The following is a 26,830-nucleotide window of genomic DNA, read 5'->3' as shown; positions in this document are numbered from 1 at the left end:
ATGGGTGCGCAGGGCCTTAGGCGATGCGCTCGATGCGCGCCATGTAGAAACCGTCGAAGCCGCTCGCGGAGGGGCTGACGGTGTGGTCATCCCGCAGCCGGTAGTTCTCGTTGGCCGCCAGGAACTTGTCCACCTGCTGGCGGTTCTCCTGAGGCAGGATGGAGCAGGTTGCATAGACCAGCAGGCCGCCCACCTTCACCATCTGGCTGTAGCGCTGCAGTATCTCTTCTTGCAGGGCGACCAGCACCGGCAGGCGCTCGGCGGTGTCACGCCACTTGGCATCCGGATTGCGCTTGAGTACGCCAAGGCCGGAGCAGGGGACGTCCAGCAACACGCGATCGGCGCTCTCCTTGAGGCGCTTGACTGTCTTGCTGCTGGTGATGACCCGGGTCTCCACGTTGTGGGCACCGGCGCGGCGGGCGCGCTGCTTTAGGTTCTCCAGCTTCCACTCTTCCACGTCCATCGCCAGCAGGCGGCCCTTGCCTTCCATCATGGCGGCGATGTGCAGTGTCTTGCCACCGGCACCGGCGCAAGCGTCGATGACCCGCATGCCCGGGGTGACCTCCAGAGCCGCAGCAACCAGTTGGGAGCCAGCGTCCTGCTGTTCGAAGCAGCCATCGGCAAAGGCCTTGGTGCGGAACAGGGCGGCGTCGGAGGTGACTTGCAGGGCTGTCTCAACACCATCAACGGGAATGGTGGTGACATGCTCTTTGGCCAGAATGGCCTGCAGCTCTTCCCGGGTGCACTTGAGGGTGTTGACCCGCAGGTAACGCTTGGGCATCCAGGCCAGGGCGGCACGCTCGGCAGGCCAGGCCTCACCCAGTTGCTCGTTGCCCAGCTTCTCCAGCCAGGCAGGGCAACCATCCATCAGCACCGGGTTCTTCTTCGCCTCGGTCAGACGGCGGCGGAATGCCTCTTCATTGAAGCGATCCAGGGTCGGGTTGTTGGGCTGGGCAATCTTGTGGAAGGCGTGCCAGCTGTGCAGCAGCGGCCAGACATTCTTTTCGGCCTGACGCACCTGGATGCCGGTCAGGAAGCAATAGAGGCTGAGACGACGCAGCAGGTCGCCGGTGACCAGGGCAATCCTTGCCTGTTCTTGCGGTTTGAGTTCGATGCCGGAGAAGTGACGGGCATAGGCGCGGTCGAGGGTGAGGCCCTGACCGAGTACATCGTCAACAATGGCAACGACCAGATCCCCGAAACGGGGCAACAGTGGGGATTTGAGCATGAGATTAACCTTGGCCAAAAAAGGGTGAACCGGCCCGTGACACAGGAGGGTTCTGAAACGGACAAATCCGCGCCATGATAGGGGCTAGACTGCATTGGTGCAACCGTCCCCATTCGGGGAATGTACAGAGGATGGGACTGGACTTCTCACCCTGGCAGGAAAATGATGCTGAGGCAGTTCAGGCGAACGCATGGAAAAAGGGATAATAAAGATGCAGTTGATGAAATACTCTCCGCTGGCGTTGCTGGTGGCCGGTCTGATGAATGCCAGCGGCCTGGCCGCCAGTGAGTGGAATACGGTGGCGGCGCGGGCCACCGCTGCCGATGGTTATGAGGTGCGGGCCAGCCAATATCGCATTGCCACTGTGCCGGCCGATTACTTCGCCGGTTTGCAGGGAGGGGAGCCTCGACTGACCCTGCCCCTGCCGGATGGCAAGGAGGTGACCTTCAACCTGCAGCCCTATGATCTGCTGCCATCGGATCTCGCCGCCAGGTATCCCGGCATTCTGGCATTCAAGGGGTATGACGAGTCCAACCCGGTGGAGACGGGGCGCTTCGATCTCGGTCCCCAGGGTTTCCACGCCATGTTCAGCCACCAGGGCCGCATGGTGTTCGTGGATCCGCTCCGAAACGGTGAAGGCTACGCCATCTATTACCAGCAGGATGCCCACAGCCGGCTGGAGGAAGAGGCGGACAAGGTCATCGGCTCCCAGGCCAAGGCACTGGCCCGTCAGGTCCTGGTGGATGGCAACGAGCGCAAGCGCTACGTCATCGCCATCTCGGCGGCGGGGGAGTACACCCAGTATCACGGCGGCACCGTCGAGGCGGGTCTCGGCGCCATCGCCACCCTGCTCAACCGGGTCAACGAGGTGTACCAGCGTGACGTCGCCGCCGAGTTCCAGCTCGCCAGCGGCAACGACACCATCATCTTCACCGACACCGCCACCGATCCCTTCAACAACGATGACGGTGACATAGATGCCAACGTCACAGTGCAGCAGAATGCACAGACCCAGGCCGGCACCAAGCTTGGCCCCTTCGACATAGGTCACGTGGTCAACACCGGGGGCGGCGGTCTGGCGGGGCTGGGAGTGCTCTGCACCGCGGAGAAATCGGCGGGCATGACGGGCTCCCCCAATCCGGTGGGGGATGCCTTCTTCATCGACTACGTGGCCCACGAGATTGGCCACCAGTTCGGCGCCGACCACACCTTCAACGGCACCACCGGCAGCTGTGGCGGTGGCAACCGGGAGGCCAGCCAGGCCTGGGAGCCCGGCAGCGGCAGCTCCATCATGGCCTATGCGGGGATCTGCGGGGAGGAGAACCTGCAGGCCAACAGCTTGCCCTACTTCCACAGCAAGTCCATCGAACAGATGCGGGCCCACATGGCCAAGGTCGCGAGCTGTGGCAGCTCCCAGAGCCTGACCAACAACGCGCCCCAGGTCGCCGCCGGCAACGACTATGTGATCCCGGCCAACACCCCTTTCTTGCTCAAGGGCGCCGGGGCGGATCTGGATCAGGATCCCCTGAGTTACACCTGGGAGCAGATCGATCTCGGCACCGAGTCCTTCAGCGTCGCCAGCATGGTGGACGACGGCAGTCGCCCGCTGTTTCGCTTCGTGGCGCCGACCGCGTTGCCGGAGCGCACCCTGCCAAGCCTGCCCTCCCTGCTCTCCAACACCCTGGCGAAGGGGGAGGCCTGGCCAGCCACCAACCGGGAGCTCAATTTCCGCCTCACGGCGCGGGACGGCAAGAGCGGTGTCGCCAGTGACGACATGAAGATCCAGGTGGTCAACACCGGCAGCGCCTTCCGCCTGACCAGCCCGCTGGTGACCCCGCTGGGAGCCGGCGCCAACCAGACCATAGGCTGGGATGTGGCCGGCACCAACGCGGCCCCCATCAATTGCAGCAAGGTGGATCTCTCCCTGACCCGGGACGAGGGGGTGAGCTGGACCTTGCTCGCCAGTGGCCAGCCCAACTCGGGCTCGGCCAGCGTCACCATACCCGCCGGTAACGACGGCACCGCCAGGCTGAAGGTGGCCTGCAGTGACAACCTCTTCTTCGCCATCAGCCCGCTCAAGCTGTCGGTGACCCAGCGTGGGGATGAGGGCGGCGGTGGTGGCGGTGGCGCCCTCGGCTTCTGGACCCTGGCCCTGGCACTGCTGGGCTGGCAACGGAGGCGGGCATGAGGCTGGCCGGCGTGCTGCTGCTCGCCCTGCTCGGCGGCTGTCAGGCCGATGCCGACACCCTGGATCAGGCAGTCAGTGACAGCCTGGCCCAGCAGGACTATCGGCTGATAGTACGGGCCGGCCGAGGCGAGGTGGCGCCCGGCATAGCGGCGGATCAGCAGGCGGCGGCCAAGGCTCGCTGTGGCGTGCGCTATTTGGAGGGGCTCGGCGATGTCATCAAGCCGGATCAGAAGGAGGCCCACGCCAGGCTGAGCGCCTATGCGGCGGAATATAACCAGCGCATGCTGGCCCATTGCCCGCCGGTTGACGGCAAACCATAGGCAGGTGGCAAGCTGCCGGCAGAAAAGGGAGGCACAGGCCTCCCTTTCTGTTTTTGGTGTCGGCATTTGGCCGCCCCCAGACTTGTACCCATGACGTGCTCGTCGCACAATGCCCCCATCCACAGCCGCACGGGCGGCAAAGAAAGAGAGAAGGAAAATCAAGATGATGGATGTGGCTGATCTGCGTCGTGAATACACCAGGGGCGGACTGCACCGGGCCGATCTGCCGGCCGAGCCTCTCGCCCTGTTCGAGAAGTGGCTGGCCCAGGCGTGCGAGGCCAAGCTGACCGACCCCACCGCCATGGTGGTGGGCACAGTGGATGCCGACGGCCAGCCCTGGCAGCGCACAGTGCTGCTCAAGCACTACGACGCCCTGGGCATGGTGTTCTACACCAACATGGGCAGCCGCAAGGCACATCAGCTGGAAGGCAATCCCCGCATCAGCCTGCTCTTCCCCTGGCACACCCTGGACCGCCAGGTGCACGTGACAGGCCGGGTGGAGAAGATGAGCACCTTCGAGGTGATGAAGTACTTCCACAGCCGCCCCAAGGATAGTCAGATAGCCGCCTGGGTCTCCAAGCAGTCGACCCGCATCTCGGCCCGCGGCGTACTGGAGGCCAAGTTCCTCGAGCTCAAGCAGAAGTTTGCCAATGGCGAGGTGCCGCTGCCGAGCTTCTGGGGCGGTTTCCGGGTGGTCATCGAGACGGTGGAGTTCTGGCAGGGGGGCGAGCATCGCCTGCACGATCGCTTCTACTACAGCCGCGAGGGGGATGGCTGGCATATAGAGCGGCTGGCGCCCTGATGAACATAGCCAGGCTCAAGAACTTCACTGAGATAGTGAAGAACAACTTCAACATCTCGGCGACGGCGGAGAAGCTCTACACCTCCCAGCCGACCCTCAGCAAGCAGATGAAGATGCTGGAAGACGAGCTGGGGCTGGCGCTGTTCACCCGCAAGGGCAAGAACCTAGTGGGCCTGACCCCCATGGGGGAGCAGGTGATGGAGCTGGCCAAGGGGGTGGTGGCCCAGGTCGAACAGATTGGTCAACTTTCCCTTGGGGATCAGCTGGCCACCAGCGGGGTGCTGCGCATCGCCACCACCCACACCATGGCTCGCTACAAGCTGCCCTCGGTGATCACCGCCTTCTCCCGCCGCTACCCCGAGGTCAGCATCCAGCTGCATCAGGGGGCGCCGGCCCAGCTGGCGCAGATGGTGCAAAACGGGGATGTGGAGATGGCCATCGCCACCGAGTCCATGCACCTGTTCGACGAGCTGGCGACCATTCCCTGCTACCGCTGGGGGCGCGGTGTTGTGGTGCCCCACGGCCATCCGCTGCTCGACTGCCAGCCGCTCTCCATGGCGGATCTGGCCCGTTATCCCCTCATCACCTATGTGTTCGGCTTCACCGGTCGCTCCAAGATGGACAAGGCGTTTGGTCGTCATGGCCTCAGCCCCCGCATAGTGCTGACCGCCACCGACAGCGACATCATCAAGCACTATGTGCGCCTCGGCATGGGGGTGGGGGTGATCGCCACCTCGGCGTTCGACGAGGGGGACAGGGAGAGCCTGGTCTGCCTCAACATAGATCATCTGATCGCCTCAAGCGTGGCCCATGTCTGCCTGCGCAGGCACGCTCACCTGCGGGATTACATGTATGACTTCATCCACCTCTATGCCCCCCACGTGAGTCGGGAGACGGTGCAGTTGGCGCTGCTCAACCAGTCGAGCCCCGCCAGTGCGGCGACCCTGCCCTGGTTGTAGCGCCGGATCTGTGCTGCGGCCCTGAATGGCAGAGGCAAATAGCCGGGGCTGCGATGCAGCGCGAAATGGCAGAGGCAAAAAAAAGAGAGGCCATTGGCCTCTCTTTTTTCATTTTCGTCGGGTGACTAGGCTGCCCTGGTCGCCAGATTGACAAAGATCTGGGCACCGATCAGCAGGCAGTCATCGTCCAGGTAGTAGGGATTGGCGTGCAGGTAGTTGCAGATCCCCTTGGCCTGGCAGCCGCTGCCGAGGAAGAACATGGCCCCCTTGCGACCCGGGGTGGCGTTGATCATGTAGCTGAAGTCCTCGCTGCCTGTCATGGGCTGGCCCCGGGCATTGATGCCCTCGGCGGGCAGCACGCCGGCGGCGGCTTGCAGCAGGCGCTCGCAGGCTTCACCATGGTTCTCCACCGCCGGGTAGCCGGCATGGACCATGGTGGTCTTGAAGCCGCGCAGCTCGCTCTGGGCGACCATGTCCCTGAAGCTGTTTTTCAGGATCTGGTCGGTCTCGGCGTCCATGGCACGTATGGTGCCGCGGGCCTGCACGTGATCGGCGACGGCGTTGGGGATGGTGCCGCCGTTGATCATGCCGCAGCCAAACACCGCGGGGCTGAACGGACTGGTGCGCTTGGCGACTATGTAGTCCATGTCCTCTATGATGCGCACCGCTTCGCGGATGGCATCCAGCCCCTTGTGGGGGGTGGAGCCGTGGGCGGAGATGCCGTGCACATCCAGGGTCCAGGCCGAGCCCCAGGAGGACATGACCCCCTGATTGAACTTGATGGTGCCGGTCTCCATGGCGCCGTCGTTGTGCAGGGCATAGATCTCGTCCACCCCCTTCATGCAGCCGAGCTCCACCATCTTCTCGGCCCCCGGCACCCGCATGTCCTCCTCCGCCATCTGGAAGATGACGCGAACGTTGTAGCGCAGCCGCTCCCTGTGCCCTGCCAGGAATTTGGCGGTGGTCAGGGCGATCGCCATGTGGGAGTCGTGGCCGCAGTTGTGGGCCATACCCTCATGGGTGGATTTGAACGCCACCTCGCTCATGTCGTGCATCTCCAGACCATCCATGTCGGCACGGAAGGCGATGGTGGGCAGGGTGGGATCAACGACCAGATCCCCGTGAAAACCGGTAAAGCCCGGATACTCGGTGATCTGGTATCCAAACTCCTCCATCAAGCCCCGGCAGTAGGCTGAGGTCTTGAACTCGGCCCCGGAGTATTCCGGGATGCGGTGCAGGTGGTGGCGCACCTCGTGGCTGAAGTCGCGCAGGGCAAGGAGGTCAGGTTCGATATGGTAGTGGTTCATCAGATGATCCCTTGAATGGAGAAGCCGAGTTGGGCAACCAGGGAGGCGCCGAAGAAGCAGCAGGTGGAGACGATCATGAAGATGAGGATCACCTTCCAGGACATCTTCTTGAGCTCCTCGAGCTGACCGCCGACGGAGAGGCCGGCGAAGGCCAGCAGCGGCACGCAGCAGGAGAGGAAGGAGATCTTCGCCACGGCGTCGATGAAGAGGCCGCGCACCGGGGTTTCGGGCAGGCAGATGAGGATGCCGATGATGGTGGCATAGGCAAAGGCCGGCAGCGAAGAGGGCAGATAGCGCTTGGCCACCAGGGAGGCGAACACCACCAGGGACATGGCGATGAAGCTGTCACCCATCAGCCAGAGCGGGGTGCCCGTGGTCAGGGTCTGGGTAAACATGGCCAGCAGGATCGCCAGAAAGACGAACCGCATATCCATCACGATGCTTTTCATGCTTTCGCTCCTTTGTCAGTCAGGGCATAGATCTTTTCGGCGAGGGGCAGCCCCAGGTAGGTGAGGGAGAGGGCCCCCAGGGCCGACGAGAGCAGGTTCGAGGCGGCGGCTATGCTCAGCACCTGCTGGGCCAGCGCCTCGTCGAGGCCGTTGATCAGCGCGCCGGAGGCTGCACTCAGCATGGAGCCTGAGCCCACGCCGGAGCCGGCGGCCAGGGCCAGCGGGTGCAGACCTGTGAGGGGCGCTATGCTGCCGAGTACGCTGAACCAGAGGGTGCCGATGACGGAGCCGCACAGGTAGATGGCGAGCACGCCTATGTACTCCTGGGAGCCGGTACCGAACTTGCCCTGGATCACCGCGACCGAGGGCTCACGGCTGATGGAGGAGCAGGCCCCGATGGCGCGACGGCCGAAGCCGAATTTCACCGCCAGCGGAATGGCGATGAGGATGGGCAGCAGGTTGCCTATCTCCTGCAGGAAGAGCGGCACGCCGACGCTGAGGATCATCTTGAGGTTGGGGATGATCATGCCCGCGTACTGGGTACCCAGGATCAGCAGGCTGAAGCCCACCATCTTGCCGCAGAAGCCCTCTTCCTTTTCGCTGAAGAGGCGCTTCCAGCCCGGGATGCGATCCTTGACCGGCTTGGCGGAGACTATCATGCCGATGATGACGGCAAAGAGCATGGGCAGTATGGGGATGATGGCGATGCCGATCCTGATCTCCTGTTTCCCGATGAGGTACTGGGCCACGAAGATCAGCAGGGCGGTCGCCAGGGTACTGACTAACACCGTTTTGAGGGGAGTGGTTTGCTGCATAGTGTGTTCTCTTGTTATGCGTTGTCATTCACGAGCGGCGCTGGCCGCTGCGAGATGGGGGCATGATAGGAAGGGCAGGGGGGCATTAATGTGACCGCCATCAAGCTGGCCATATGGCATTTTTTCATGGGGTATGCCGTTTAACCATGCTAAAGATATGGGTTAACAAACCATTAGCAGCCGGTTATGCTGCGCCGTTCGGCGGTCGCAGGGGGAAGGATGGAACTGTTGATAGAAGAGGCGCTCTGGCAGCCTCGCTGGCAGGAGGTGCTGCAGAGGTGGCAGGGGCAGGGCAACCGTTGGCAGTTGCTGCACGGCAGGCGCTGCGAGCAAGGGGCCGTGGCCCCTGTGCCCTGGGCCGGCTGCCCGCCCGATGGCATCCTCTCGGCCAGCGGCTTGCTCGCCGCCTGGCTGGGGGAGGGTGAGTCACCCCTCATGACGGCGGACCTGAGTCGCCAGATCCTGATCTCTGCCTCCGGCGTCCTCCTGACCTTGGCCAAGGAGAGCGGCCTGCTCACCCTGGGGCCCAATGGGGCGGATATGCTCCTCGGCGCCGATGGGGATCTGGCAGCCGTGCTGCAACGCCTGCTGGCCCGGCGCCTGACCACGCCCCTGCTGCGTGAACCCGGGGGCACCGCCTCCCCGGCCCTGGTGCTGCGGCTGCTGCAAGCCGCCGACGAGCCGGCCGTCCTGCGCTATTGCTCAGATGAGGCGCTCGCCCGCTACACCCTCAACATCCCCCACCCCTATCCGCCAGAGAGTGCCCGCGACTGGCTCGCCATGAGCGGGCGCAAGGCCGCCCTCGGGCTGGGGCGGACCTGGGCCCTGACATTGCCCATGGGTGATGAGTCGGCTCCCCTGCTCGGGGTCATCTCCCTGCACTGGCACGGCGAGCTGGCCTGGTGGGTGGGGGTCCCTTGGCAAAACCGCGGGCTGGCCACCCGGGCGGCGCGGCTGGTCAGGGCTTTTGCCTTCGAGCAACTGCGCCTGCCCGCCCTGACCGCTCGCCACATGCCGGGCAACCTGGCCTCAGGCCGGGTGATGGCCAAGCTCGGCATGCACCATTGCGGGCGGCGGCCCGGGTCGGCGCGCCAACCCGCTGAACTGGATCATTGGCGGCTGGATCGCCCGCCGTGCCTGCCGGACGACCTCAAGGAGGCGCTGGCCCCCTGGCTCGAGGACGAGCGGGTGGCGGTGGCCATCCTTCATGAGGACGAAGTCGGGGGGCAGGAGGTGGCGCTCTTCATGGAAGGGGCCGGGGCGGGCGGTGAGCGGCGCCTCCCCGCAGGGCTGACGGTCAGGTGCCATCCGCTCGCCTGGCTGGCGCCTGGGGCCCCCGGGGTGCAGGCCCATGGTGGCGGTGTCCTGCTCAAGGACAGGGGCGAGCTTGGCCTCGGGTACCTGCTGCGATTGCTGGAGCCTGGTGCTTGATGCTGGCAACGTCGGCGGGAAGAGGGGGTATTGCGACGCTTTGTGCACGGATTGCCATTCGTTTTCCTGAGTCAGCCCTCCCATTTTCGGATAAAGGCGCTCAAGTCAGGGGCCACTTCTGTGAAATAATGGCCGCCCTGCTGTACAAGGAGTAACGCTGTATGTTGAGAACCGAGCGTCCCGGCGACATGCTGCCAGTCTTTGAGCTGGTGAGCGCCGCCTTTGGTCGTCCCGACGAGGCCGAACTGGTCAATCGCCTGCGCGAGTGTGGGGCCGCCGTGGTCACCATGGTCGAGGAGGAAGAGTACGAGTTCATGGGGCACCTGATGCTGAGCCCGATCACCATTGAGGGCCAGGAAGGTCCCTGGCTTGGGCTGGCGCCGGTGGCCGTCCATCCGGACTGGCAGGGGCAGGGCATAGGCTCGGATCTGGTGCGGGAAGGGCTGGACACGGCCCTCGAGATGGACTGGAAGGCAGTGGTGGTGCTCGGCGATCCGGCTTACTATGGCCGCTTCGGCTTCAGGCCCGCCAGCGACTTCGGCCTGCACTGCATCTACGAGGTACCCGCCGACTGCTTCATGGCGATGGAGCTGCAGCCCGGGGGGCTGGCCGGCCTGCAGGGCGAGGTGCTCTACCACCCCCTGTTCGATGAAGAGCCGGTGGAATAACCGCCTGAACACCATAAAAGAAGGACCCACTAAGGGTCCTTCTTTATTTCAATCGCTCCCTCACTGGGCCAGGGATTTCAACTGCTGCCTGCCCGGCGGGTTGTTCCAGTCGATGGGACCGTGGGTGAAGCGATACTGCAACCTTGGCAGGCAGAGCTCCAGCCACTCCTCCCTGAAGTAGGCATAGCCCTGGTCCCAATCCGGGTCATTGGCCCAGCCGGTTTGCAGGAAATGGAGCCGGGTGCCCTGACCTTCGGGCACGAAGCGCAGGCTGACCTGGGTCTTCTGCTGGCGGATATGGGGAAACTGGGGCGGGAAATTCCAGCTGAAGCTGAGCAAGTCATGGGGCATGACCGCCATCACCCGGCACCCTTCACTGCCGCGCTCCCCCAGCGGGGCTTCTGGCCTGAAATAGATTTCGAAAGGACCGTTGGGTTCCGGCACCATCAGACATTCCGGCGCCAGGAAGCTGCGCAGACCGCTCTCCGTGGTCCAGGCCCGCCAGACATCGTCGATGTGGGCGGGTACCAGAATGCTGCCTTCTATTTGCTTGTTATCCATAAATCAGTGAACCTCAAACCAGTCATGGACGGGACCCAGGCAGTATAGCCCCTAAGGCGATAAAATAGGCAGCCCTGCGTCACAGCATCACGTATTCAAGAGGGTCCAGCTTGCCGATTTGACACGGCGGCGGTATCCATCGAGAGTGGGAGGCAGTGAGCAGGCAAATCAAGGATGTCTTCATGATCAGAAAGATGCAAGATGCAGATGAACCCATGCTGGCGCAGCTGTTCCTCAAGGGAAGGCGGCAGGCCTTCCATTGGGTAGAGCCCTCCCTGTTTAGGCTGGAGGATTTTGCCGAGCAGACCCGGGGGGAGCAGATCTGGGTGGCGGAGAAGGGCGGTACCCCCTGCGGATTCGTCTCCATCTGGGGTCAAGACAGTTTCGTGCATCACCTCTATGTGGTGGCCGACTGGCATGGGCAGGGAATGGGGCGGGCCTTGCTGGCCGCCGGGCTGGCCGGACACAAGCCCCCGGCATCCCTCAAGGTGGCCACCCGCAACACCACGGCGCTGGCGTTTTATCACCGCCTGGGCTGGCAAAACACGGACGAAACCGGCCACTGCGAGATAACGGGCCCCTGGCGCCGGCTGGTCCTGACCTCCGGCGACTAGTCTCCCTCGCGAGGCGCGCCCTCTGCCCCGGCAGAGGGCGGCATCAGGGCCATCTCGCCCGCTACAGCGCCCCGGACAGACCACCAGAGCCAGCTCAGGCATGAACGCAACCCACAAAAAAAGGCCACTTCCTGCGAAGTGGCCTTTTCCAAACGTTTGGTGGCTGGGGGAGGCTGAATTGGATGTGTAACATATTGAAATAAAATGGCTTTCATGCTTAGTTGTTCGCGTTATTGTTACCAGTGGTGTTACTAATTTCAAAAGTACCCCCCCATCTGGCCGGTTAAGGGGGAGGGCGACCACGTTTTGGGGGGCGGGTTCAAATCCCTCGGCTGCTCGCGGTCATTTATGCACCAACACCGATAATCCCACCCCCTCACTGCCCCTGATAGAGATACTTCTGGAAGCCGACAAAGGCGCGGCGAACCCCCTCAGCCGGTCCCAACTCGGCAAAAGCATCCGCCAGCGCGTTGTTGTATTTGAGCTTGAGCAGTGGCCCCAGCTTGGTGTCATCGAGCTCGGCAACCCCCTCTTTAACGTAGTGACCCAGCACGAAGCTCAAGAAGGCTTGCTGCTTGCTGTCAAACTCCTGATCAAGCATGGCTTTGGCTTGTGTTGCTCGCTCTTGCCGGGTCATTGGGTCATCGGCATAGGCCACGAAAGCCAACACATCAAACAGATCGCTCTGCTCGGCTTCGATCACCTTTTGCATCTCGGTCAGTTGGTCAATGCCAAATCCTTTCTCTGCCAGACCATCGAGCAGCTTCTTGCGGGTGCCCGGCTCACTCCAGATCGTGCGTAGCTCGTCTTCATCCTTGAAAAACTCGGGCAACTTGCCAAACAAGTCTTCCATAAACTCGGCTGCAGACATGGGGGAGCCGTCAGGGTGCCAAAAGCTGGTTGCGCTCATGTGCTGGATCTTGCGGGTCTTGCCGTCAGCTAGGGCAATCTTGATCTTGTCCTTCTTCTGGCAGGTACAGGGCTTGTTGCCGCACACCTCGCACTGATACTCGGCCTCCGGCTCTTTCAGGCAGACACAAGGGCGCTGATCACAGACCGGGCATGGCTTGGGCGGCACTTTCTCGCAGGAACAGGGGGAGGTGCCGCAGCGTTCACACACCTCGGGTGGCAGCGGTTCACCATCCCACTCGGGGTCGCTAAAGTGGTGATGGGCCTTCACAAAGTCATGCAGGGTGAAGTAATCCTTGCCATCACACAGTCGGGTGCCCCGGCCGATGATCTGTTTAAATTCGATCATCGAGTTAACCGGGCGCATCAGCACGATATTGCGCACATTGCGGGCATCCACCCCGGTTGAGAGCTTCTGGGAGGTCGTCAGGATAGTCGGGATCGATTTCTCGTTATCCTGAAAATCGCGTAACCACTGTTCGCCCAGCGCCCCGTCGTCGGCAGTGACTCGGTGGCAATAGTCGGGGTGCTTGCTCTTTTTCATCTGATTGATGAGATCCCGCACCGCCAGCGCATGATCTTGGGTAGCACAGAACACGATGGCTTTCTGGCGCTGGTCGATCTCATTCATAAAGATCTCGACCCGCTTTTTCTCGCGGGCGCTGATCTCGATGATGCGGTTAAATTCCTGCTCGGTGTAAACCCGTCCCCGCTCAACCTCACCCTCTACCACCTGATCATCTGAGGTGTAGATATATTCATCCAGCGTGGTGGCGTGTTGGCGCACCCGAAACGGAGTCAGGTAACCATCGTTGATCCCCTCTTTCAGGGAATAGGTGTAAACCGGCTCGCCAAAATAGGCGTAGGTATCAACGTTATCCTTGCGCTTGGGTGTAGCAGTCAGCCCCAGTTGCACGGCAGGTTTGAAGTAGTTGAGGATATCCCGCCAGTTCCCCTCATCGTTGGCACCACCCCGGTGGCACTCATCAATGATGATGAGGTCGAAGAAATCAGCCGGGTAGTCACCAAATACCGGGGCCGGCTTGCCCTCTGCATCGCTGCCGGTCATAAAGGTCTGGAAGATGGTGAAGAAGATATTGCCATTCTTGGGGGCACGGCCTTTCTTTCTGATCTCATCGGGGGAGATCCGCACCAGGGCATCTTCTGGGAAGGCAGAGAAACTGTTGAATGCCTGATTGGCCAAGATATTGCGGTCGGCCAGAAACAGAATGCGTGGGCGTCGGGCCGGTTCACCTTCGTTCTTCCAGTCATTGAGGTTCCAGCGACTATGGAACAGCTTCCAGGCCAACTGGAAGGCGATAAAGGTTTTGCCGGTGCCGGTTGCCAGGGTCAGCAGAATGCGGTCATCCCCTTTGCTGATGGCCTTTAATACCCGCTCGATAGCGATATCCTGATAGTAACGCCCCTGCCAGTAGCCGCCCTTGTCTTCAAAGGGCACGGCGGTGAAGCGATCCCACCAGCGATTTTGCAACGCAAAGGTGGCATTCCACAGCTCATCCGGGCTTGGGAAGGTCAGGGTTTCCCCCTCCTTGCCGGTCTCCATGTCGATGGCGTAGATACCTTGGCCATTGCTCGAATAGGTAAAGCGGATCGAGAGCTTACTGGCGTAATCCTTGGCCTGACCCACACCAGCGGTGAGTGGCTTGTCCCAGGCTTTGGCCTCGACCACTGCTAGCTTGGTATTGCGATACTCCAACACATAGTCGGCAGAGAGCGCCTTGCCCCGCTTGCCATTACCCTCCAGCCGCCCCAGGGTGATCGGGTACTCGCGACGAATGCGGCTGCCTGGGGTAATGCCCCAGCCAGCGGCCACCAGCATGGGGTCGATATGGTCGCTGCGGGTTTCTGCTTCGTTCTTCACGTTCTCTCCCTGTCTTTGTGGCCAACAGCCGAGCTATCCTCGCTGTTTGCTGCGCAGTCATCCCGCCAAGCTGGCCAATCAAAACCCAATCAAGAAAAATTAGGCTGCCAAAGTGTTTCTAATTGCATGATTTATTAGTGTTTTTAAATAATCGCTGCATGATTGACAGAGCCAGAATCAAAACCCAATCAAGAAACTTTGGATTGACTCCTAAGCACCATGGGACGATCTGACAATTTACGCCCAATGAGGAACATATCCCGCCCGAGGATGATCGGGGTCTGCCACCCGAATAAGTCCTGCATCCAGCGTTTTATTGATAACTGCGGTTGCTTGAGCGGCATTCTTGGATGCGATGCCGAGCCGAGTACATAAGCTGGCATTTTTCATCTTGTCCCCGCTGAGAAACTTGAGCACCGCATGGAAATAGCAAGCGCGCACACGCTCTTCGGGAGTCATTTCTGCAAAGGTTCGTGGGCTATAAAGAATGGCCTGGGTCGAATTACTCTCTGCCCGGAACAAGGGGGGCGGCAGTTGGAACATCTCCACTTGGGCGATGACTTTATCCAGCCCGCTACCTTGCTCTTCGCACATCCCCATCCGCCGCATCAAGGAGGCCAGAGCCTCATTGCGTGAGCGGGGAGGGAGGTCAATCATCCGTTCCGGTTTGACCAACGGAGCACCGGGGTTACTGATCTCGATTCGGTCACTGAATAGCTCGATTTGTGGGCCGCTACCGGTCACGGTCATATCCTGGTGGATGAGGGCATTCGCCACCAGCTCACGGATCGCCAGTTCAGGAAAAAGAGGGTGAGCTTCGCGCAATGCCGAACCGATATGCTCATTTTTTGGTAACAGGTCGTTGAGGTAACCCACCAGCCCTTCAAACCCCACCGCATAGCCTTTTTGACCATCGTGGCGGTGGGTGACAGTGGCCGCCCGATTCTTGCCGTCATAAGCAACAAACCGTACTGCTTTCCGGGCCAAGCTGGCATCAAAATCACTGAGTCGGTGAGCAAACAGGATTGCGCCAAGGTGTGTGATATTCCAACGTTCCCCCACGTCACGCACAATCAGTCGATCGGCTTCCAGCTTGTCAAAAATCCCGCTGCGGTTATCCGGCAATGGTTGTTTGGTCAGGCGAAAATAGTGGCTGTAATCGAGTAGCTCTAGCACCTCATCACCCGACGCATATTGGCGAGCAATCCCCTGTTCCCAGCGATAGGGTTGCATGCGTTCAATGAGTTGCTGATAGCGCTCGGGATAATCGGTGAGCTTGGGGGTTGCGCTGCCAATGCGAATATAAGGGGTGCCATGGAAGCTGACCGGCGTACCGGTTGCAGCCGGGATCTCCAACAAAACCACTCGCCCCTCTGGGTGTTCCACCACCCGGAAGCTAAAGGCAATGCTGGGTTGCAACTTGTTGGCCAGCCAAAGTTGCATCACCTGCCCACCGACCTTGACGCTATCGGGCCGAAAATCGGTGCCAACGACCTTGTGGCTGGCATCCTCAATCCCCCACAGCATATAGCCGCAATCTCGCCCTTCAATGCGGGCTGAATTGGCCAGGGCAGAGCAACGCTTGCCGATCATCTCGTGGTCAGTGTTGTTGTGCTTAAACTCCAGCCAGGGTGTCTCATCGCTCTGGCTGCGCAGTTCATCCACCAGCGCCACATCACGGGGTTGGGTCATGGCGTTAATACCTCAACTCGTGTGGTATCCAATTGGCCGCTAAATGCTTGCTGCAGTAGGGACTGTTTTAGTTCGTCCAGTGCCGCAATTTTGCGTTGGTAGAGGGATTCTAGGCGCTGAGTTTCTTCGAGTACAGAATCTAATAACGATACGAGTCGGATTTGCTCTTGTGGCGAAGGTAGGGAAATCTTCAAGTCCTTGATCATGCCAAGTTTTAGAAACTTCGTTCCAGCCCCCACTGATTGCTCCTTGAAACGCTTCAAGCTTTTGAGCATCTGGAAATATAGAAACCTATAGAGCAATAGGTCTTCGTTGTTAACTGTAATAACGTAGGTGCGCTGGTAGGCGTTAAATTTCCCCCTGTAATGCTTAACGTTAAAGTCGCCAACAGCGTTGTTTCCGGCCAACAAGATCGCCTCACCGTCGAATGCAAACTTGTCGATTGCGTAGATTTCCTTCGAACAGGTAAAAAATGGGTATTCACCTCCCTCCACTGCAGCATTGGCATCCAGCTTGCCAGTTTTTATCGTGACGTAATCACCAAGTGCGGCAGGTTTTCCCTCGACAGAGTTGAGCACACTTTCAAACAGGGCGCAGGCATTCTGACGATTCTGCTCGGCATTGGCGCGGGCTGCCGCGATCGCCTCAAAGGCCTCGTCGAGGATGGTCACGATGCGTTGTTGTTCGTGGAGAGATGGGAACGCTATTTCAATCGATTTATAAGCATTTCCATCTAAATTACGGATACCAGTCGAATGACTTTGCATTCCCTCTGTAACACCCGACAAATAAGTCCAGTAGAGGAACTTATGCAAAAAACGAAAGTTCAATATCTGTGGGTCTTTTACCCGCATGGCTGATGTGAAATTGCTGAATGAAAACAGTCCCTCTTGTTTATCGAAAAGAGCTACCCGTCCAACGGGTTGCTTAGGTCCGCCCCCAGATTTCTCAAGTATGATGTCACCATATTGCAAGCGGCGTTTCTCGAACTTTTTAGCTTCGACATCAAGATAGGCGATGTCTGAGTCATCTAGTGAGCCGTCTTTCCGAAAATTAGTATTGCGAATCACACCGACGTTTAAGAAGGGCGCTTTGTTACCCTTCCAGAGGCCATTGGAAAAATGACAAGCCTCATCTAGCGTCATTTTTGTCCATCCCATCTTCATACCAGCCCCCGAATAGTGGCCAGCAGCTCGGCGCTTTCGGCATCCAGTGCGGCAATCTCGTCCATAATGTCGCTAGGGCTGCGATGTACTATTTCTTCACCGCCGTTAGGATTCTTGACCGACAAGTCATAGCTGGCGGTATCGATGTTCGCTACGTCCAGGCTCCAGCTGTTGGCCGAGTCAGCAAAGCTGGCTTGCAACTCGACAAACTCCTTCAGATCGTCGTCATTGAGCGGGTTGGTCTTGCCCATATTGCGGCCCGGATCGAGCTGATAGAACCATACCTTGCGGGTCGGTTCACCCTTGGTAAAGAACAGCACCACGGTTTTGACGCCAGCACCCTGGAAGGTACCGCCCGGGCAATCCAGCACCGTGTGCAGGTTGCAGCTCTCCAGCAGCAATTTACGCAGCGCCACCGAGGCGTTATCGCTGTTGGAAAGGAAGGTGTTTTTGATAACGATGGCGGCGCGGCCGCCCACTTTCAGCATTTTGATAAAGTGCTGCATAAACAGAAACGCCGTCTCGCCAGTACGGATCGGAAAGTTCTGTTGCACCTCTTTGCGCTCCTTGCCACCAAACGGCGGGTTGGCGAGGATCACCTCCATCCGGTCTTTGTCCTGAATATCGCTCAAGTTTTCGGCCAGGGTGTTGGTGTGCTGGATATTGGGCGCTTCGATGCCATGCAGTATCAGGTTCATGATGGCGATGACGTAGGCGAGGCTCTTCTTCTCCTTGCCGTAGAAGGTGCGGGTCTGCAGGGTGGCCAGATCGTCGGTAGTCAGACCCGGTGTGGCGCTCAGGTAGTCGTGGGCTTCACACAAGAAGCCTGCCGAGCCACAGGCGCCGTCATAGATGCGCTCGCCAATGCGCGGCTTGGTCACCGCAATCATGGCCCGGATCAGTGGGCGAGGAGTGTAGTATTCGCCGCCATTGCGCCCGGCGTTGCCCATCCGCTTGATCTTTTCTTCATAGAGGGCCGACAGCTCGTGTTTCTCCACCTGGGAGCGAAAACGCAGCTCGTCGATGGTGTCAATGATATCGCGCAGGGTGTAGCCACTGCGGATCTTGTTTTTAATCTCGCCGAAGATTTCGCCAATCTTGTACTCGATGGTATCCGGCCCGCTCGCCCGTTGCTTGAACCCTTCCAGATAGGCGAACAGTTCTTTATCGACAAATTCCACCAGATCGTCACCGGTCATGGCCACGTTGTGGTCAATCTTGCCATCGGCATCTTTGGGGGCGGCCCAGCTCGACCAGCGATAGCGCGGCAGCAGGATCGGGGTATAGGGCCTGCCTTCTAGCAGCGCTTCGCTCTCTTTGTCTTGCTCCAACGCATCGAGGTACTTGAGGAACAACAGCCAGGAGGTCTGCTCGGTGTAATCCAGTTCAGAACTGCAGCCCGACTCTTTGTGCAGGGCATCGTCGATATTCTTGAAGGCTTGATCAAACATGAAAGGCATCCGGGTAAAGCATGGGCATAAGCGCTGGTAACAGGTGCGCTTGTTGCTAATGGATTGAGTTGGCGGCCATTCTACCGTCTTGCTCGGATGCCATAAACCGTTATGGATGCTTTTGGAACGATGATTTTTTGGCCTTCTGGCTGCATAAGGAGGGCGGCGATGATCCCGTTGGCTTATCAGAAGAGGGGAGCTCATCGATCAACAAGTAGGGAGAGCATTATCTCGAAGGGGTTATCTGCTGGCGAGCCGTATTGATAGGTCTACTGGCGAGCCGTATTGATAGGTCTAAAGGAGAAGTGATCGGGTCGAGGGCGCAGGCAGGACAGGACCACTGGCTCTCCGTACCGGCCGACCCGCCACCGATACCCCAGATACAAGCATTGCCCCTGGTGGCTTGATAGTAACCGTAGACATATAGCGGCTCAACCGCTTTGATAAACCAACTTCAGGCCATTGCCGTGCAATGGGGTAGAGGGGGGAGCTAGTGGCCTGGATGAGGCAAAAAAACGGGCACCAAAGTGCCCGTTTCTCCTTCCCCGCTCCAGCCTACAGCTTGTGTAGTTGGATGGATTACCCATTCATATAGTATTCATGTCCGCCGCCGCAGGCAATGATGCAAGGCGGTTGTAACGCATGCCATTGAGCACATTTTTTTGGCGCGTCGGCGCTGGGGCAACTATCTGATCAGCTAGCAACATTTTGAACCTGGAAAAATACCGGTGCGGCGTTAAGGGGGAGGGGGCGCTCTCGTCTGCCCCCTCTGGCGCAGCCTGATCTGTTACTCTTCTGCCTGGAACCCCTTGCCGTGCCTGGGTTTAGCTCCTTTCCAGGAAGTTTGCCGTAATGATCATTCACACCACCGGCGATCACATGGTCCGATGTGATCATGTGGTCATTTCCCCTCGATGTGATCAGATGATCAGCTTCTCCATTCCCCACCAAGGGAGGGGCATCCCTTAGCGGATAACTGGCCCCAGGCGATGGCCGAGCGCCGCCATAGAGTCGGCCAACTGGTCGATCTTGGTGCCGTGGTGCAGGTCGGTCAAGCGCTGGACGTTCTGGGGCTTCATGCCGTGTGACGACCCAGTTCGGTGTTGCTGATCTGGTTCTCGCACATGGCGTTGAACAGATGTACCTTGCCCTATAGGCTGAGAGGCTCGAAAACTACAGCCTGCCCTGCCTGATTTCCGGGTTATCCACGCTTTATGTCCCTATTGACTACCAGTGCGGTCAAAATTAGCCATAGGGTGATGAATGCCGCAGTAGAGCTGGGCGTCGCAATCATCGGCTGGAGGGCCAGCAAGAAGGTTGATATGCCTGCGATTCGTGCTGGTAGTCGAATCGGCGCCACGATGACGCAGTGCATTGCTAGAGAGAGCAACAAGCCACCCAGAGCGATCAGGATGACCGGCTCGAAGGGGAAGCTTGCTCGTCAGTTAGCCAGCCAACAAGGGGGCGCTCAGGGTAGTGCGCCCTATCGCAACCAGCTTGGCCTGCCCTTGCTGACGTGCGCCGGTGTCAGGCAGTGCGGTTACGACGAAGATCTTCCATAGCCGAAATGAACATATTTTGGATGTTCTCGAGGTCGTCGTTATAACCGCTTGGGATTGCAAACTGATAGGTGATCCAGACCGATAGAATGTCTTTATCGGGACTTACGACTTCCACGTCTGCGATGTTGGATGGGAGCTGAAATTGTGCCGGTTGTCTGTCAGTGGCTCGGGTGTAAATGAACTCGATATGACTTACGACGGCCTGGAGTGATGACTGAACTTGCATGGTTCCGCACTAATCCGGTTTTTGTGGCGGCTGGATCCTGCCAGCGCATCAGACAAGCAGCAAGGGGGGAGTTGATCTTCTGGTAGTGACAGGGCCGCCAGTGGTCCTCTGCGCGTCGGCCAATGCTCCCGGAATTTCTGATCAGATGTTTCGGCTGATCAGCTCGCGTGTGCCCCACCTCCGATCTACCCCCCTGATTGGCCCTTTTTGGGGTTTGAATGGGACCTCTCATGGCCTTTTTGCTGGGTTTTTGGCTTTCCGCCCACCTGATCAGATACCTGATTCGACTTCGCTTGATCAGATAAACACACCTGATCAGATGCGGATGCCTCTGTTTCGCGGCCTTGATCTGCTTGCCTGCTTGCCTGCTTGCTTGCTGATAGGTGAGGCTGCTCACCAGCACCACGAACGGGCACTAGCTGCATTGCTATTCGGGCACTGGGGCAAGGGAGCATGCTACCGGGCGAGCCAGAGAGAATGGCTTCGCTTCGCCGCTGGTCGGTTCACGTTCTATATATAAAAAATTGTGGGAACGGTGGGAACACGGGAACAACGCCCGCTAATCCGCGCCGTTACTGGGTTTCTCCGTTCCCACCAAGGCAAGGATGTTGTGGGAACAGGTGGGAACACACCCAACACAGGGCCTTTTTGTTCCCACTGTTCCCACCTTGTTCCCACCAGATAAAGGGCTAGTTGGGAACAGCTCAAACTCTTGGTACATAAGGCTCACAGGCTCATTAGGCAGTCTTGTTCCCACTGTTCCCATCATTTTTGTTTTTTACGCTCGCGCATGAGGCCGAAAAGAAAAGGGCCACCAGCGGCAGCCCTCTGTTTCCTTCTGGCTGGCGTTATTCGTCCTCTTGTCCCTCTGCCCCGTCAGCCAGTACGCGATCGGTCAGCAGGTACGCCCACACGACTCCACTCATGCCCGGTAGCCTTGCCTTGCGCTGTAGCCGCTTCTTGTCCTTGCCGGTCAGCAGATACCCCGCCTCCAGGCACAGTTGCGCAGCTCGCTTGGGGTTGCGTCCTTTGGTGATCTCGGCCCAACCGGGAGGCAGGACAAAGAAGCTCACGCCAGACGACTCCGCCTTGCGATAGCCCACCATATTGGCCGGGCGGTGGCTGGCGTCGAACCAGTCGGCAAAGCGGCTGTGCTGGTGGGAGGTGACGAACCCGCGCACCTGCTCCAGGGTGGCGGCGTCTTCCTTGTTGCCAAGGTGGCCCCGTTCCGCCAGCCACGCCTTGAGGCAAACTTGCACCGCCCGGACGGCTTCACCCTCGGGCCAGCCTGTGACCCCCAGCCGAGTTGCCAGCTCCCCTGCAGCGGCCACCAGCGCGAACCGGTTGATGGCTCGGCCTACTTGATTGCCCGCACCCTTGGGGGTCAGCTCACCGGCAAGGCGCTTGATCTCGCTGGCCAGGTGCTCGCGGTGCGGCTCCATGTCGGCGGCCAGCCCCTCCACAAAGGCGCGAAAGGCGGTGCCATGCTGGCGATCGGCATTGGCCTTCAAGCTATCGGCGAAGGAGCGCCCGCCATCCATCCCGTGGAGCCATTCAAAGGCGCCGTGGTGTCCGGTGTCGCTCGGGATCTGGATAGTGCGCACCTCCATCCCCGCCTGGGTGCGCTGGCCAGCACTGGCGGCATGATCTTCAAGGCTCAGCTCGCCCGTGGAGAGGAACAGTAAGCGCCATGCCTTGCGCTCCCTTAACTCCCCATCCTGCTTGCTGCGGCCCTTGCCCTGGCCGTTCGCCAGCATGTAGGCCACTTGTCCCGCCTCGCGCCCGTCCAGTTCCCCCAGCTCATCGAGACACAGCAGGGCATCATTACGGCGACTGGCGATCCCCTCGATGGCGTTACCGGTTGCCCGCCATGTCTGGCTGTAGCGGTCCGGGTTGCCGTAGACACTGGCGGCAGCCTTCATGATGGTGGTCTTGCCGTCCGTACTCTCTCCTTTGAGGTGGAACCCGCCTCCCTCCATGCCCACCAGCGACAACAGGGGCGCAGCAAAGGCCAGTGACAGCGCAAAGCATAGCCGGGAGTTGCCCACGGCCAGCCCTGCGACTCCTTGTTGCCATTCGGGCAGAGTGCCGCGCTCGGTGAAGTCGTTGGCCGCATAGCCTGCAGTTTGCAGGATCACCCCCTCGGCATCCGGCCCGATAGCCCCCTGTGGCAGTACATAGGCGCGGCCATGCCAGCCGGTACGCTCCACACAGGTGATCCGCCGCTCGGGTTGGCAGGCCATCAGATAGGCATTCAGCTTGCGCTTGTGGCCCAGCTCGATGAACGGCAGGCCCGCATCCAGCAGGGCGGCAAACACCTCGTCGCCGTTGCGCGGCACCAGGGAGCGGACCGGCATGGCCCATTGGCGAACCCGTCCGGCGCTGTCCCGCCACTCCAGCAGGCGGCCATAGCCGCGCCCATGTTCGTCGGCGGTCTCGGCCAGTACCCGGATAGGGCTGGCTATCGGCGCCCACTCCTGGTGAGTATCCTCACCCCGACCTACCATCATCAAGGCACAGAGCCGATCCCCCCGGATCTCGAACCCTGGCGGCAAACCCTGATCATCAACGCTGGTGGTCGCCACGGGCTCAGGATGGAGCGGGATCACCTTCGCCCCCTGTCCCTTCTGGCTGGCCTCTTGGGGATGGTTGGTGGTCGGTGTGGTGCTGGCGCTTATGATAGCTTCTCGTGTCTCGGCTAGCCCGTGGGCTTGATGGTAGTCGTTCCAGTCGCCGGCAACCGGTGGCAGGGCCACCAGCCCGCCCACGGCTGCGGCGGCGTGTTCGGCCTTGGTCTTTCCGGGGTTGCCCTGGGTGGTGGTGTCGTTGTCGCCACACAGCAGGATCCGGGCGTCTGGGTGTTGGCGGCAGGCAATGGCGGCCACGGCCAGTAAGTTCCCGGCATCCATCGCGCAATAGACGGTGGCCCCGGTCGCCAGTTGGACAGATAGCCCGGTGGCGTAGCCCTCCACCACGGCCACCAGCGCCCCGTCCTCGATGCGGTGATAAGCCCCGGCCTTCTGCCCGCCCGCCAGATAACGCTTGGTGCCGTCGTCACGGATAAGCTGAACGTTCACCAGCTCGGCCGCCTCGTTGTAGAGCGGGACGATCAGGCTGGCCGGTGGGAAGTTCTCGCCTGCTTCACGCACCAAGTTGTGATTCACGGCGCACAGGCACACGCCTAAGCTCTTGCGGGCTAAATAGGGGGCGTAGGCCTGCTCACAGTCCCGCATGATGTCAGCGGCACGTCTGGCGGCCTTACGGCGCTGTCGTTCGGTCTGTCTACGCTCCTGCTCGGCATTGGCCTGTTGCTGCTGGTAGATGCGCTCCCGTTCGGCAGGATCCAGTCCACCAGCAGATAACCCCACCAGCGGGGCGAGCAGTTCGGCGGCCTCCTTGGGCAGCTTGCCGGTCACCCGACACACCAGATCCAGCCCATCCCCGCTACCACACTGGTTGCAAATCCAAGTGCCGCGCCCGCCCTTGTCATCGAGCCGGAACCGGTCACGCCCACCACAGACAGGGCAGGGGCCATGCTTGCCACGGGTCGGGATGTCGATGCCCACTGCGGTCAGCAGATCGGGCCAGTGGGCACAGGCTGCGGCCACCACGTCAGACACAAAGCGGGGGCCAGCCATCCCCTTGATCACCGTGGTCATAGGTCACCCTCTCCGGCTCTGCAACCTATTGGCACCATGTAGGCCAGTGGGTAGTTGATTATGGGCAATGCTTCGCCCTGGGCGGTGAGCCCATCGGTATTGTGGTTCATGGATTGCCCTTAAGCAGCGGGTTGGTGGTCGGGAGCCGATGACGGGTTTGAGAAGGAGGCCACCAGCTTGGTGGCCTCCTTGGTCAGTTCGGTGGTCACATCGCCCTTGGTGATTGGGATCGTGCCGTTCTGCGGTACGGCCTTCTCTTTTTCAGCCATGCAGCCCCCCTATGCCGCTGCGTTGCGAGCGGCGACGCGCTGTGCCATCCAAGCATCGACTTCGGATTCGATGAAGGCGACAGTTCGACCGCCGAGGCGGATGGTTTGAGGGAACCGGCCTTGGGCCATCAGGTCGTAAATGCTGGATTTGCTGAGGCCGGTTCTCGCGACGGCCTCCCGTACTCGGATAAAGCGCATCTCGGCGCTATTGGTGGCTGGGGCTTCCATATTCATCCTCGCTTGTCGTTATTGACGGTGAGGACATGGTTGCAGGATGGAACTTGTTTGAGGGGGAGTTATGGAAAAACTCACGGTGAGTTATTGCAGAAAAATCACCGTCTGGCTCCGGCCCTTTCTAGCCAGGTGCTCAGTGTGTTCTTGTCTATGCTGGACAGCTTGCCCCCCAACCCCTGCCGTGAGATTTTTTTCTGCAATGCCTCAATACTCCCTTGGTAATCCTCGTCTGTGAATCCGTGAGCGGTCAGCAATTCCACAATGGCCAGGCATTGGTTTGCAGTTGTTCGAGGTGGTTGTCCCCCAGTCGCAGCAAGCATTTGCTCCATCGCGCCCTGTTCTTTGTAGTCGGTACTGATAGGAAATCGCTGCCCGGTGTGAATGTTCCGATGTAGTTTTTCCAAGTCTTCGTAAACAAGAAGTGGAGTTGGCAAGATATGTTCATTGTCCAACTCAATCCAAGCATAGGCATCGTGCTTAAGAAGAAAGGAATCGCAAAGGATTCTTTCTTGGGGCGGTTCTTGCCTTGCAAATAAAGTAATTTGGTCGGTGAAGGTAGTATTTGAAGAGTAATGTCTTATGTAGCTGGGCGCACTGGTCATTGCTATCCCCCATAAACCGTAAAGTCTCCAAACGGATGATTCAAAATCTGGGAATGAAGGTTTGATACCAAAGGATGCACGAACCAGCTTTTCTTTCAAAACTCCTTTACCAAGGCTTAATTCTGTACAGTGATATGAAAATTCATCATTAAAATCAATATAAATGTTAACGCAACCTAATTTCACCCAATGCAAAATATCCCCAACCTCACAGTCCAGAAGGCGAGCGGCACGTTCTATCGGACAAAACTCAAGTGGAAGCAGGGGGCGGACTGCGAGGGAGCTAGCTCTAGTCATCAGATCACCCTTATAAATCTATAGGATAGAACTGGGCCAGGCGGACAAGGCTTTCCGCTTTTATATCCATCGAGATAGGCCCAGTAATTTTTGCGGTTGGTGGCCGTTACTCGCCCACCACCTTCAATGCCTTAAAACCGCTCGCTAGAGATAGGTTCCCTTGGCTCGCTTGCTCTATGTGTTCGCTCCACCAGCCCATCATGATCACCCGCTGCTCGAAGTAATCGGAGCGGTTGTAGGCGCGGCGGATCTCGTTCTCGTCGGCGTGGGATAGGGCCGCTTCGATAGCATCCGGGTTAAAGCCTTGCTCGTTGAGGGTGGTACTACCCAGCGAACGCAAACCATGGGCCACCAGTCGTCCACCATAGCCCAGCCGTTTCAGAGCGGCATTGGCGCTCTGGTCGTTGATATGACCCAATGGATCCCGGCGGCCAGGGAACACAAAGGGACGGTGGCCACTGATCGGCTTCATGTACTTCAGCAGGGCAACAGCTTGCGGGGTGAGCGGTACCCGGTGGGGGCGATCCATCTTCATGCGATCATCAGGGATGTTCCACACCTTGGCTTCAAGGTCTATCTCGTCCCAACGGGTACCCGCCGATTCACCGGGGCGCACCAGCGTGTGAAGGCTCCATTCAATCTGACAGCGGGTGGTATGTTCCAGGCGACCGTTGGCAATGTCGGCCATCAACAGCGGCAACTCGTCTGGTTTGAGGGTGGGCATATGCTTCTTGGTGGGCTTCTTGAATACCTTGCGAATGGCAGAGCAGGGATTGGCATCGAGTAGGCCATGATTAACGCTGTAGTCGAGGATCTCGTTTATTCGCTGACACAAGCGGCGCACTGTCTCAAGTTTGCCGTCAGCCTCCAGCGGGCGCAGTAGCTCGATCACCCTGGGGGCGCGGATCTGGTCGATGGGTATTGAGCCCATAAACGGCAGTACATAGAGCTCAAGGGAGCGCCACGAATCTGTAGCATATTCCTCGGTCACGCTATGACGTTTGAGATCCAGCCACTTGGCAGCCATCCGCTCGAAAGTGTTGGCGCTGGCCTCTTGTTCCGCTTGGGCAACGGCGGCCTGTTCTTCTTTGTGAGTCTTGGGATCAATTCCTTTGGCCAGTAGGGCGCGGGCCTCTCGCCGCCGCTCTCGGGCTGCCGATAACGTTACATCAGGGTAAGCACCGAAGCTAATGTTTGAACGCTTCTTGTCACTTGGCCTGTAGTAGTTGAACAGCCACAGTTTAGAGCCATTCAGCTTTACTCTCAGGTAAAGCCCTTCCCCGTCAGCCAAATTGTACTCTTTGACCAGCGGCTCACCCGGCTTGGCCTTCGGCGGTACCCCTGGCTTTGCAGTTCTTACCTTTGAATCACTAAGTTTGTCGTTGCTCATGGTGTTACCTGTCAAACGTAACACCAAAAGCGGTGTTACCAGAGTGGTGTTACTACAGATGTTACCTTTAGAGCTGGATTTAGGCGACTTTCTCGAACGTCACGGACAATAAAAAACCCGCAAGGCGTTGAATCCTGCGGGTTTTCGGT

Annotated in this window: 21 protein-coding genes; 7 read left to right on the top strand and 14 right to left on the bottom strand. The window is 59.5% G+C overall.

What is annotated here, in order from left to right:
• Window positions 1-16: 16 nt before the first annotated feature.
• Window positions 17-1,228: an RsmB/NOP family class I SAM-dependent RNA methyltransferase gene (locus ACFWHB_RS15085; protein ID WP_025326277.1), complete on the bottom strand. Its 1,212-nt coding sequence runs from the start codon at window positions 1,226-1,228 to the stop codon at window positions 17-19.
• A gap of 211 nt (window positions 1,229-1,439) precedes the next feature.
• Here ACFWHB_RS15085 and ACFWHB_RS15080 point away from each other — a divergent pair, with 211 nt between their 5' ends.
• From ACFWHB_RS15080 to ACFWHB_RS15065, 4 genes are all read left to right on the top strand, one after another.
• Window positions 1,440-3,416 carry a reprolysin-like metallopeptidase gene (locus ACFWHB_RS15080; RefSeq protein ID WP_395948777.1) on the top strand — a complete coding sequence of 659 codons (1,977 nt, stop codon included), beginning with the start codon at window positions 1,440-1,442 and terminating at the stop codon, window positions 3,414-3,416.
• On the top strand, window positions 3,413-3,736 hold the full coding sequence (locus ACFWHB_RS15075) for a hypothetical protein (RefSeq protein ID WP_395948776.1): 324 nt from the start codon (window positions 3,413-3,415) through the stop codon (window positions 3,734-3,736). Before ACFWHB_RS15080 ends, ACFWHB_RS15075 begins: the two co-directional genes overlap by 4 nt.
• 163 nt (window positions 3,737-3,899) lie before the next feature.
• Window positions 3,900-4,538, top strand: a complete 639-nt coding sequence (gene pdxH / locus ACFWHB_RS15070; RefSeq protein ID WP_139744881.1) for a pyridoxamine 5'-phosphate oxidase — start codon at window positions 3,900-3,902, stop codon at window positions 4,536-4,538.
• On the top strand, window positions 4,538-5,497 hold the full coding sequence (locus tag ACFWHB_RS15065) for a LysR substrate-binding domain-containing protein (RefSeq protein ID WP_395948775.1): 960 nt from the start codon (window positions 4,538-4,540) through the stop codon (window positions 5,495-5,497). The genes pdxH and ACFWHB_RS15065 overlap by 1 nt, the downstream gene beginning before the upstream one ends.
• A gap of 125 nt (window positions 5,498-5,622) precedes the next feature.
• Here the strand turns inward: ACFWHB_RS15065 and ACFWHB_RS15060 are convergent, their stop codons facing one another.
• Genes ACFWHB_RS15060 through ACFWHB_RS15050 form a run of 3 tightly spaced genes read right to left on the bottom strand, consistent with a single transcriptional unit; the run spans window position 5,623 to window position 8,068 of the window.
• Window positions 5,623-6,804: a M20 metallopeptidase family protein gene (locus tag ACFWHB_RS15060; RefSeq protein WP_395948773.1), complete on the bottom strand. Its 1,182-nt coding sequence runs from the start codon at window positions 6,802-6,804 to the stop codon at window positions 5,623-5,625.
• Window positions 6,804-7,253 carry a hypothetical protein gene (locus tag ACFWHB_RS15055; RefSeq protein ID WP_005325846.1) on the bottom strand — a complete coding sequence of 150 codons (450 nt, stop codon included), beginning with the start codon at window positions 7,251-7,253 and terminating at the stop codon, window positions 6,804-6,806. Before ACFWHB_RS15055 ends, ACFWHB_RS15060 begins: the two co-directional genes overlap by 1 nt.
• Window positions 7,250-8,068, bottom strand: coding sequence for a DUF3100 domain-containing protein (locus ACFWHB_RS15050; protein ID WP_106887450.1), 819 nt, complete (start codon window positions 8,066-8,068; stop codon window positions 7,250-7,252). Before ACFWHB_RS15050 ends, ACFWHB_RS15055 begins: the two co-directional genes overlap by 4 nt.
• A gap of 219 nt (window positions 8,069-8,287) precedes the next feature.
• Here ACFWHB_RS15050 and ACFWHB_RS15045 point away from each other — a divergent pair, with 219 nt between their 5' ends.
• Window positions 8,288-9,499, top strand: coding sequence for a GNAT family N-acetyltransferase (locus ACFWHB_RS15045; RefSeq protein WP_395948772.1), 1,212 nt, complete (start codon window positions 8,288-8,290; stop codon window positions 9,497-9,499).
• 161 nt (window positions 9,500-9,660) lie between these two features.
• Window positions 9,661-10,167: a GNAT family N-acetyltransferase gene (locus ACFWHB_RS15040; RefSeq protein ID WP_234569933.1), complete on the top strand. Its 507-nt coding sequence runs from the start codon at window positions 9,661-9,663 to the stop codon at window positions 10,165-10,167.
• Window positions 10,168-10,227: 60 nt separating this feature from the next.
• Here the strand turns inward: ACFWHB_RS15040 and ACFWHB_RS15035 are convergent, their stop codons facing one another.
• A complete protein-coding gene (locus tag ACFWHB_RS15035) occupies window positions 10,228-10,728 on the bottom strand; it encodes an SRPBCC family protein (protein ID WP_106887447.1) in 501 nt (166 codons plus the stop codon).
• A gap of 182 nt (window positions 10,729-10,910) precedes the next feature.
• Between ACFWHB_RS15035 and ACFWHB_RS15030 the strand changes: the two genes are divergently transcribed.
• Entirely contained in the window at window positions 10,911-11,342 is a 432-nt protein-coding gene (locus ACFWHB_RS15030) for a GNAT family N-acetyltransferase (RefSeq protein ID WP_106887446.1), read from the top strand.
• 376 nt (window positions 11,343-11,718) lie between these two features.
• On the opposite strand, the gene hsdR is transcribed toward ACFWHB_RS15030, so the two are convergent.
• From hsdR to ACFWHB_RS14985, 9 genes are all read right to left on the bottom strand, one after another.
• Window positions 11,719-14,133: an EcoAI/FtnUII family type I restriction enzme subunit R gene (gene hsdR, locus ACFWHB_RS15025; protein ID WP_041206176.1), complete on the bottom strand. Its 2,415-nt coding sequence runs from the start codon at window positions 14,131-14,133 to the stop codon at window positions 11,719-11,721.
• A 237-nt stretch (window positions 14,134-14,370) separates the two neighbouring features.
• Window positions 14,371-15,825, bottom strand: coding sequence for an ATP-binding protein (locus ACFWHB_RS15020; RefSeq protein WP_005325831.1), 1,455 nt, complete (start codon window positions 15,823-15,825; stop codon window positions 14,371-14,373).
• A complete protein-coding gene (locus tag ACFWHB_RS15015; protein ID WP_395948771.1) occupies window positions 15,822-16,991 on the bottom strand; it encodes a restriction endonuclease subunit S in 1,170 nt (389 codons plus the stop codon). The genes ACFWHB_RS15020 and ACFWHB_RS15015 overlap by 4 nt, the downstream gene beginning before the upstream one ends.
• Window positions 16,988-18,442: a type I restriction-modification system subunit M gene (locus ACFWHB_RS15010; RefSeq protein WP_395948770.1), complete on the bottom strand. Its 1,455-nt coding sequence runs from the start codon at window positions 18,440-18,442 to the stop codon at window positions 16,988-16,990. The genes ACFWHB_RS15015 and ACFWHB_RS15010 overlap by 4 nt, the downstream gene beginning before the upstream one ends.
• Before the next feature lie 2,636 nt (window positions 18,443-21,078).
• Window positions 21,079-23,889: a DUF927 domain-containing protein gene (locus ACFWHB_RS15005; RefSeq protein ID WP_395948769.1), complete on the bottom strand. Its 2,811-nt coding sequence runs from the start codon at window positions 23,887-23,889 to the stop codon at window positions 21,079-21,081.
• A gap of 119 nt (window positions 23,890-24,008) precedes the next feature.
• Window positions 24,009-24,158, bottom strand: coding sequence for a hypothetical protein (locus ACFWHB_RS15000; protein WP_005325809.1), 150 nt, complete (start codon window positions 24,156-24,158; stop codon window positions 24,009-24,011).
• A gap of 9 nt (window positions 24,159-24,167) precedes the next feature.
• Window positions 24,168-24,386: a helix-turn-helix transcriptional regulator gene (locus ACFWHB_RS14995; protein WP_041206172.1), complete on the bottom strand. Its 219-nt coding sequence runs from the start codon at window positions 24,384-24,386 to the stop codon at window positions 24,168-24,170.
• A 104-nt stretch (window positions 24,387-24,490) separates the two neighbouring features.
• Window positions 24,491-25,291 carry a hypothetical protein gene (locus ACFWHB_RS14990; protein ID WP_148304710.1) on the bottom strand — a complete coding sequence of 267 codons (801 nt, stop codon included), beginning with the start codon at window positions 25,289-25,291 and terminating at the stop codon, window positions 24,491-24,493.
• Window positions 25,292-25,397: 106 nt separating this feature from the next.
• Entirely contained in the window at window positions 25,398-26,681 is a 1,284-nt protein-coding gene (locus tag ACFWHB_RS14985; RefSeq protein ID WP_005325798.1) for an integrase domain-containing protein, read from the bottom strand.
• Window positions 26,682-26,830 lie beyond the last annotated feature (149 nt).

The organism is Aeromonas mytilicola subsp. aquatica (assembly GCF_044336385.1).
Classification (GTDB): domain Bacteria; phylum Pseudomonadota; class Gammaproteobacteria; order Enterobacterales; family Aeromonadaceae; genus Aeromonas; species Aeromonas rivipollensis.
The sequence above is the reverse complement of the archived record's forward strand: the minus strand, read 5'-3'. Positions and strand labels throughout refer to the sequence as shown.

Bases quoted from the DNA above. Each gene is read 5' to 3' on its own strand.
- ACFWHB_RS15000 (WP_005325809.1), bottom strand. From the start codon at position 24,158: ATGGCTGAAAAAGAGAAGGCCGTACCGCAGAACGGCACGATCCCAATC.
- ACFWHB_RS15010 (WP_395948770.1), bottom strand. From the start codon at position 18,442: ATGTTTGATCAAGCCTTCAAGAATATCGACGATGCCCTGCACAAAGAG.
- ACFWHB_RS14985 (WP_005325798.1), bottom strand. From the start codon at position 26,681: ATGAGCAACGACAAACTTAGTGATTCAAAGGTAAGAACTGCAAAGCCA.
- ACFWHB_RS15015 (WP_395948771.1), bottom strand. From the start codon at position 16,991: ATGAAGATGGGATGGACAAAAATGACGCTAGATGAGGCTTGTCATTTT.
- ACFWHB_RS14990 (WP_148304710.1), bottom strand. From the start codon at position 25,291: ATGACTAGAGCTAGCTCCCTCGCAGTCCGCCCCCTGCTTCCACTTGAG.
- pdxH (WP_139744881.1), top strand. From the start codon at position 3,900: ATGATGGATGTGGCTGATCTGCGTCGTGAATACACCAGGGGCGGACTG.
- ACFWHB_RS15060 (WP_395948773.1), bottom strand. From the start codon at position 6,804: ATGAACCACTACCATATCGAACCTGACCTCCTTGCCCTGCGCGACTTC.
- ACFWHB_RS15020 (WP_005325831.1), bottom strand. From the start codon at position 15,825: ATGACCCAACCCCGTGATGTGGCGCTGGTGGATGAACTGCGCAGCCAG.
- ACFWHB_RS15030 (WP_106887446.1), top strand. From the start codon at position 10,911: ATGATCAGAAAGATGCAAGATGCAGATGAACCCATGCTGGCGCAGCTG.
- ACFWHB_RS15050 (WP_106887450.1), bottom strand. From the start codon at position 8,068: ATGCAGCAAACCACTCCCCTCAAAACGGTGTTAGTCAGTACCCTGGCG.
- ACFWHB_RS15065 (WP_395948775.1), top strand. From the start codon at position 4,538: ATGAACATAGCCAGGCTCAAGAACTTCACTGAGATAGTGAAGAACAAC.
- ACFWHB_RS14995 (WP_041206172.1), bottom strand. From the start codon at position 24,386: ATGGAAGCCCCAGCCACCAATAGCGCCGAGATGCGCTTTATCCGAGTA.
- ACFWHB_RS15055 (WP_005325846.1), bottom strand. From the start codon at position 7,253: ATGAAAAGCATCGTGATGGATATGCGGTTCGTCTTTCTGGCGATCCTG.
- ACFWHB_RS15035 (WP_106887447.1), bottom strand. From the start codon at position 10,728: ATGGATAACAAGCAAATAGAAGGCAGCATTCTGGTACCCGCCCACATC.
- ACFWHB_RS15005 (WP_395948769.1), bottom strand. From the start codon at position 23,889: ATGACCACGGTGATCAAGGGGATGGCTGGCCCCCGCTTTGTGTCTGAC.
- ACFWHB_RS15080 (WP_395948777.1), top strand. From the start codon at position 1,440: ATGCAGTTGATGAAATACTCTCCGCTGGCGTTGCTGGTGGCCGGTCTG.
- ACFWHB_RS15085 (WP_025326277.1), bottom strand. From the start codon at position 1,228: ATGCTCAAATCCCCACTGTTGCCCCGTTTCGGGGATCTGGTCGTTGCC.
- ACFWHB_RS15040 (WP_234569933.1), top strand. From the start codon at position 9,661: ATGTTGAGAACCGAGCGTCCCGGCGACATGCTGCCAGTCTTTGAGCTG.
- ACFWHB_RS15075 (WP_395948776.1), top strand. From the start codon at position 3,413: ATGAGGCTGGCCGGCGTGCTGCTGCTCGCCCTGCTCGGCGGCTGTCAG.
- ACFWHB_RS15045 (WP_395948772.1), top strand. From the start codon at position 8,288: ATGGAACTGTTGATAGAAGAGGCGCTCTGGCAGCCTCGCTGGCAGGAG.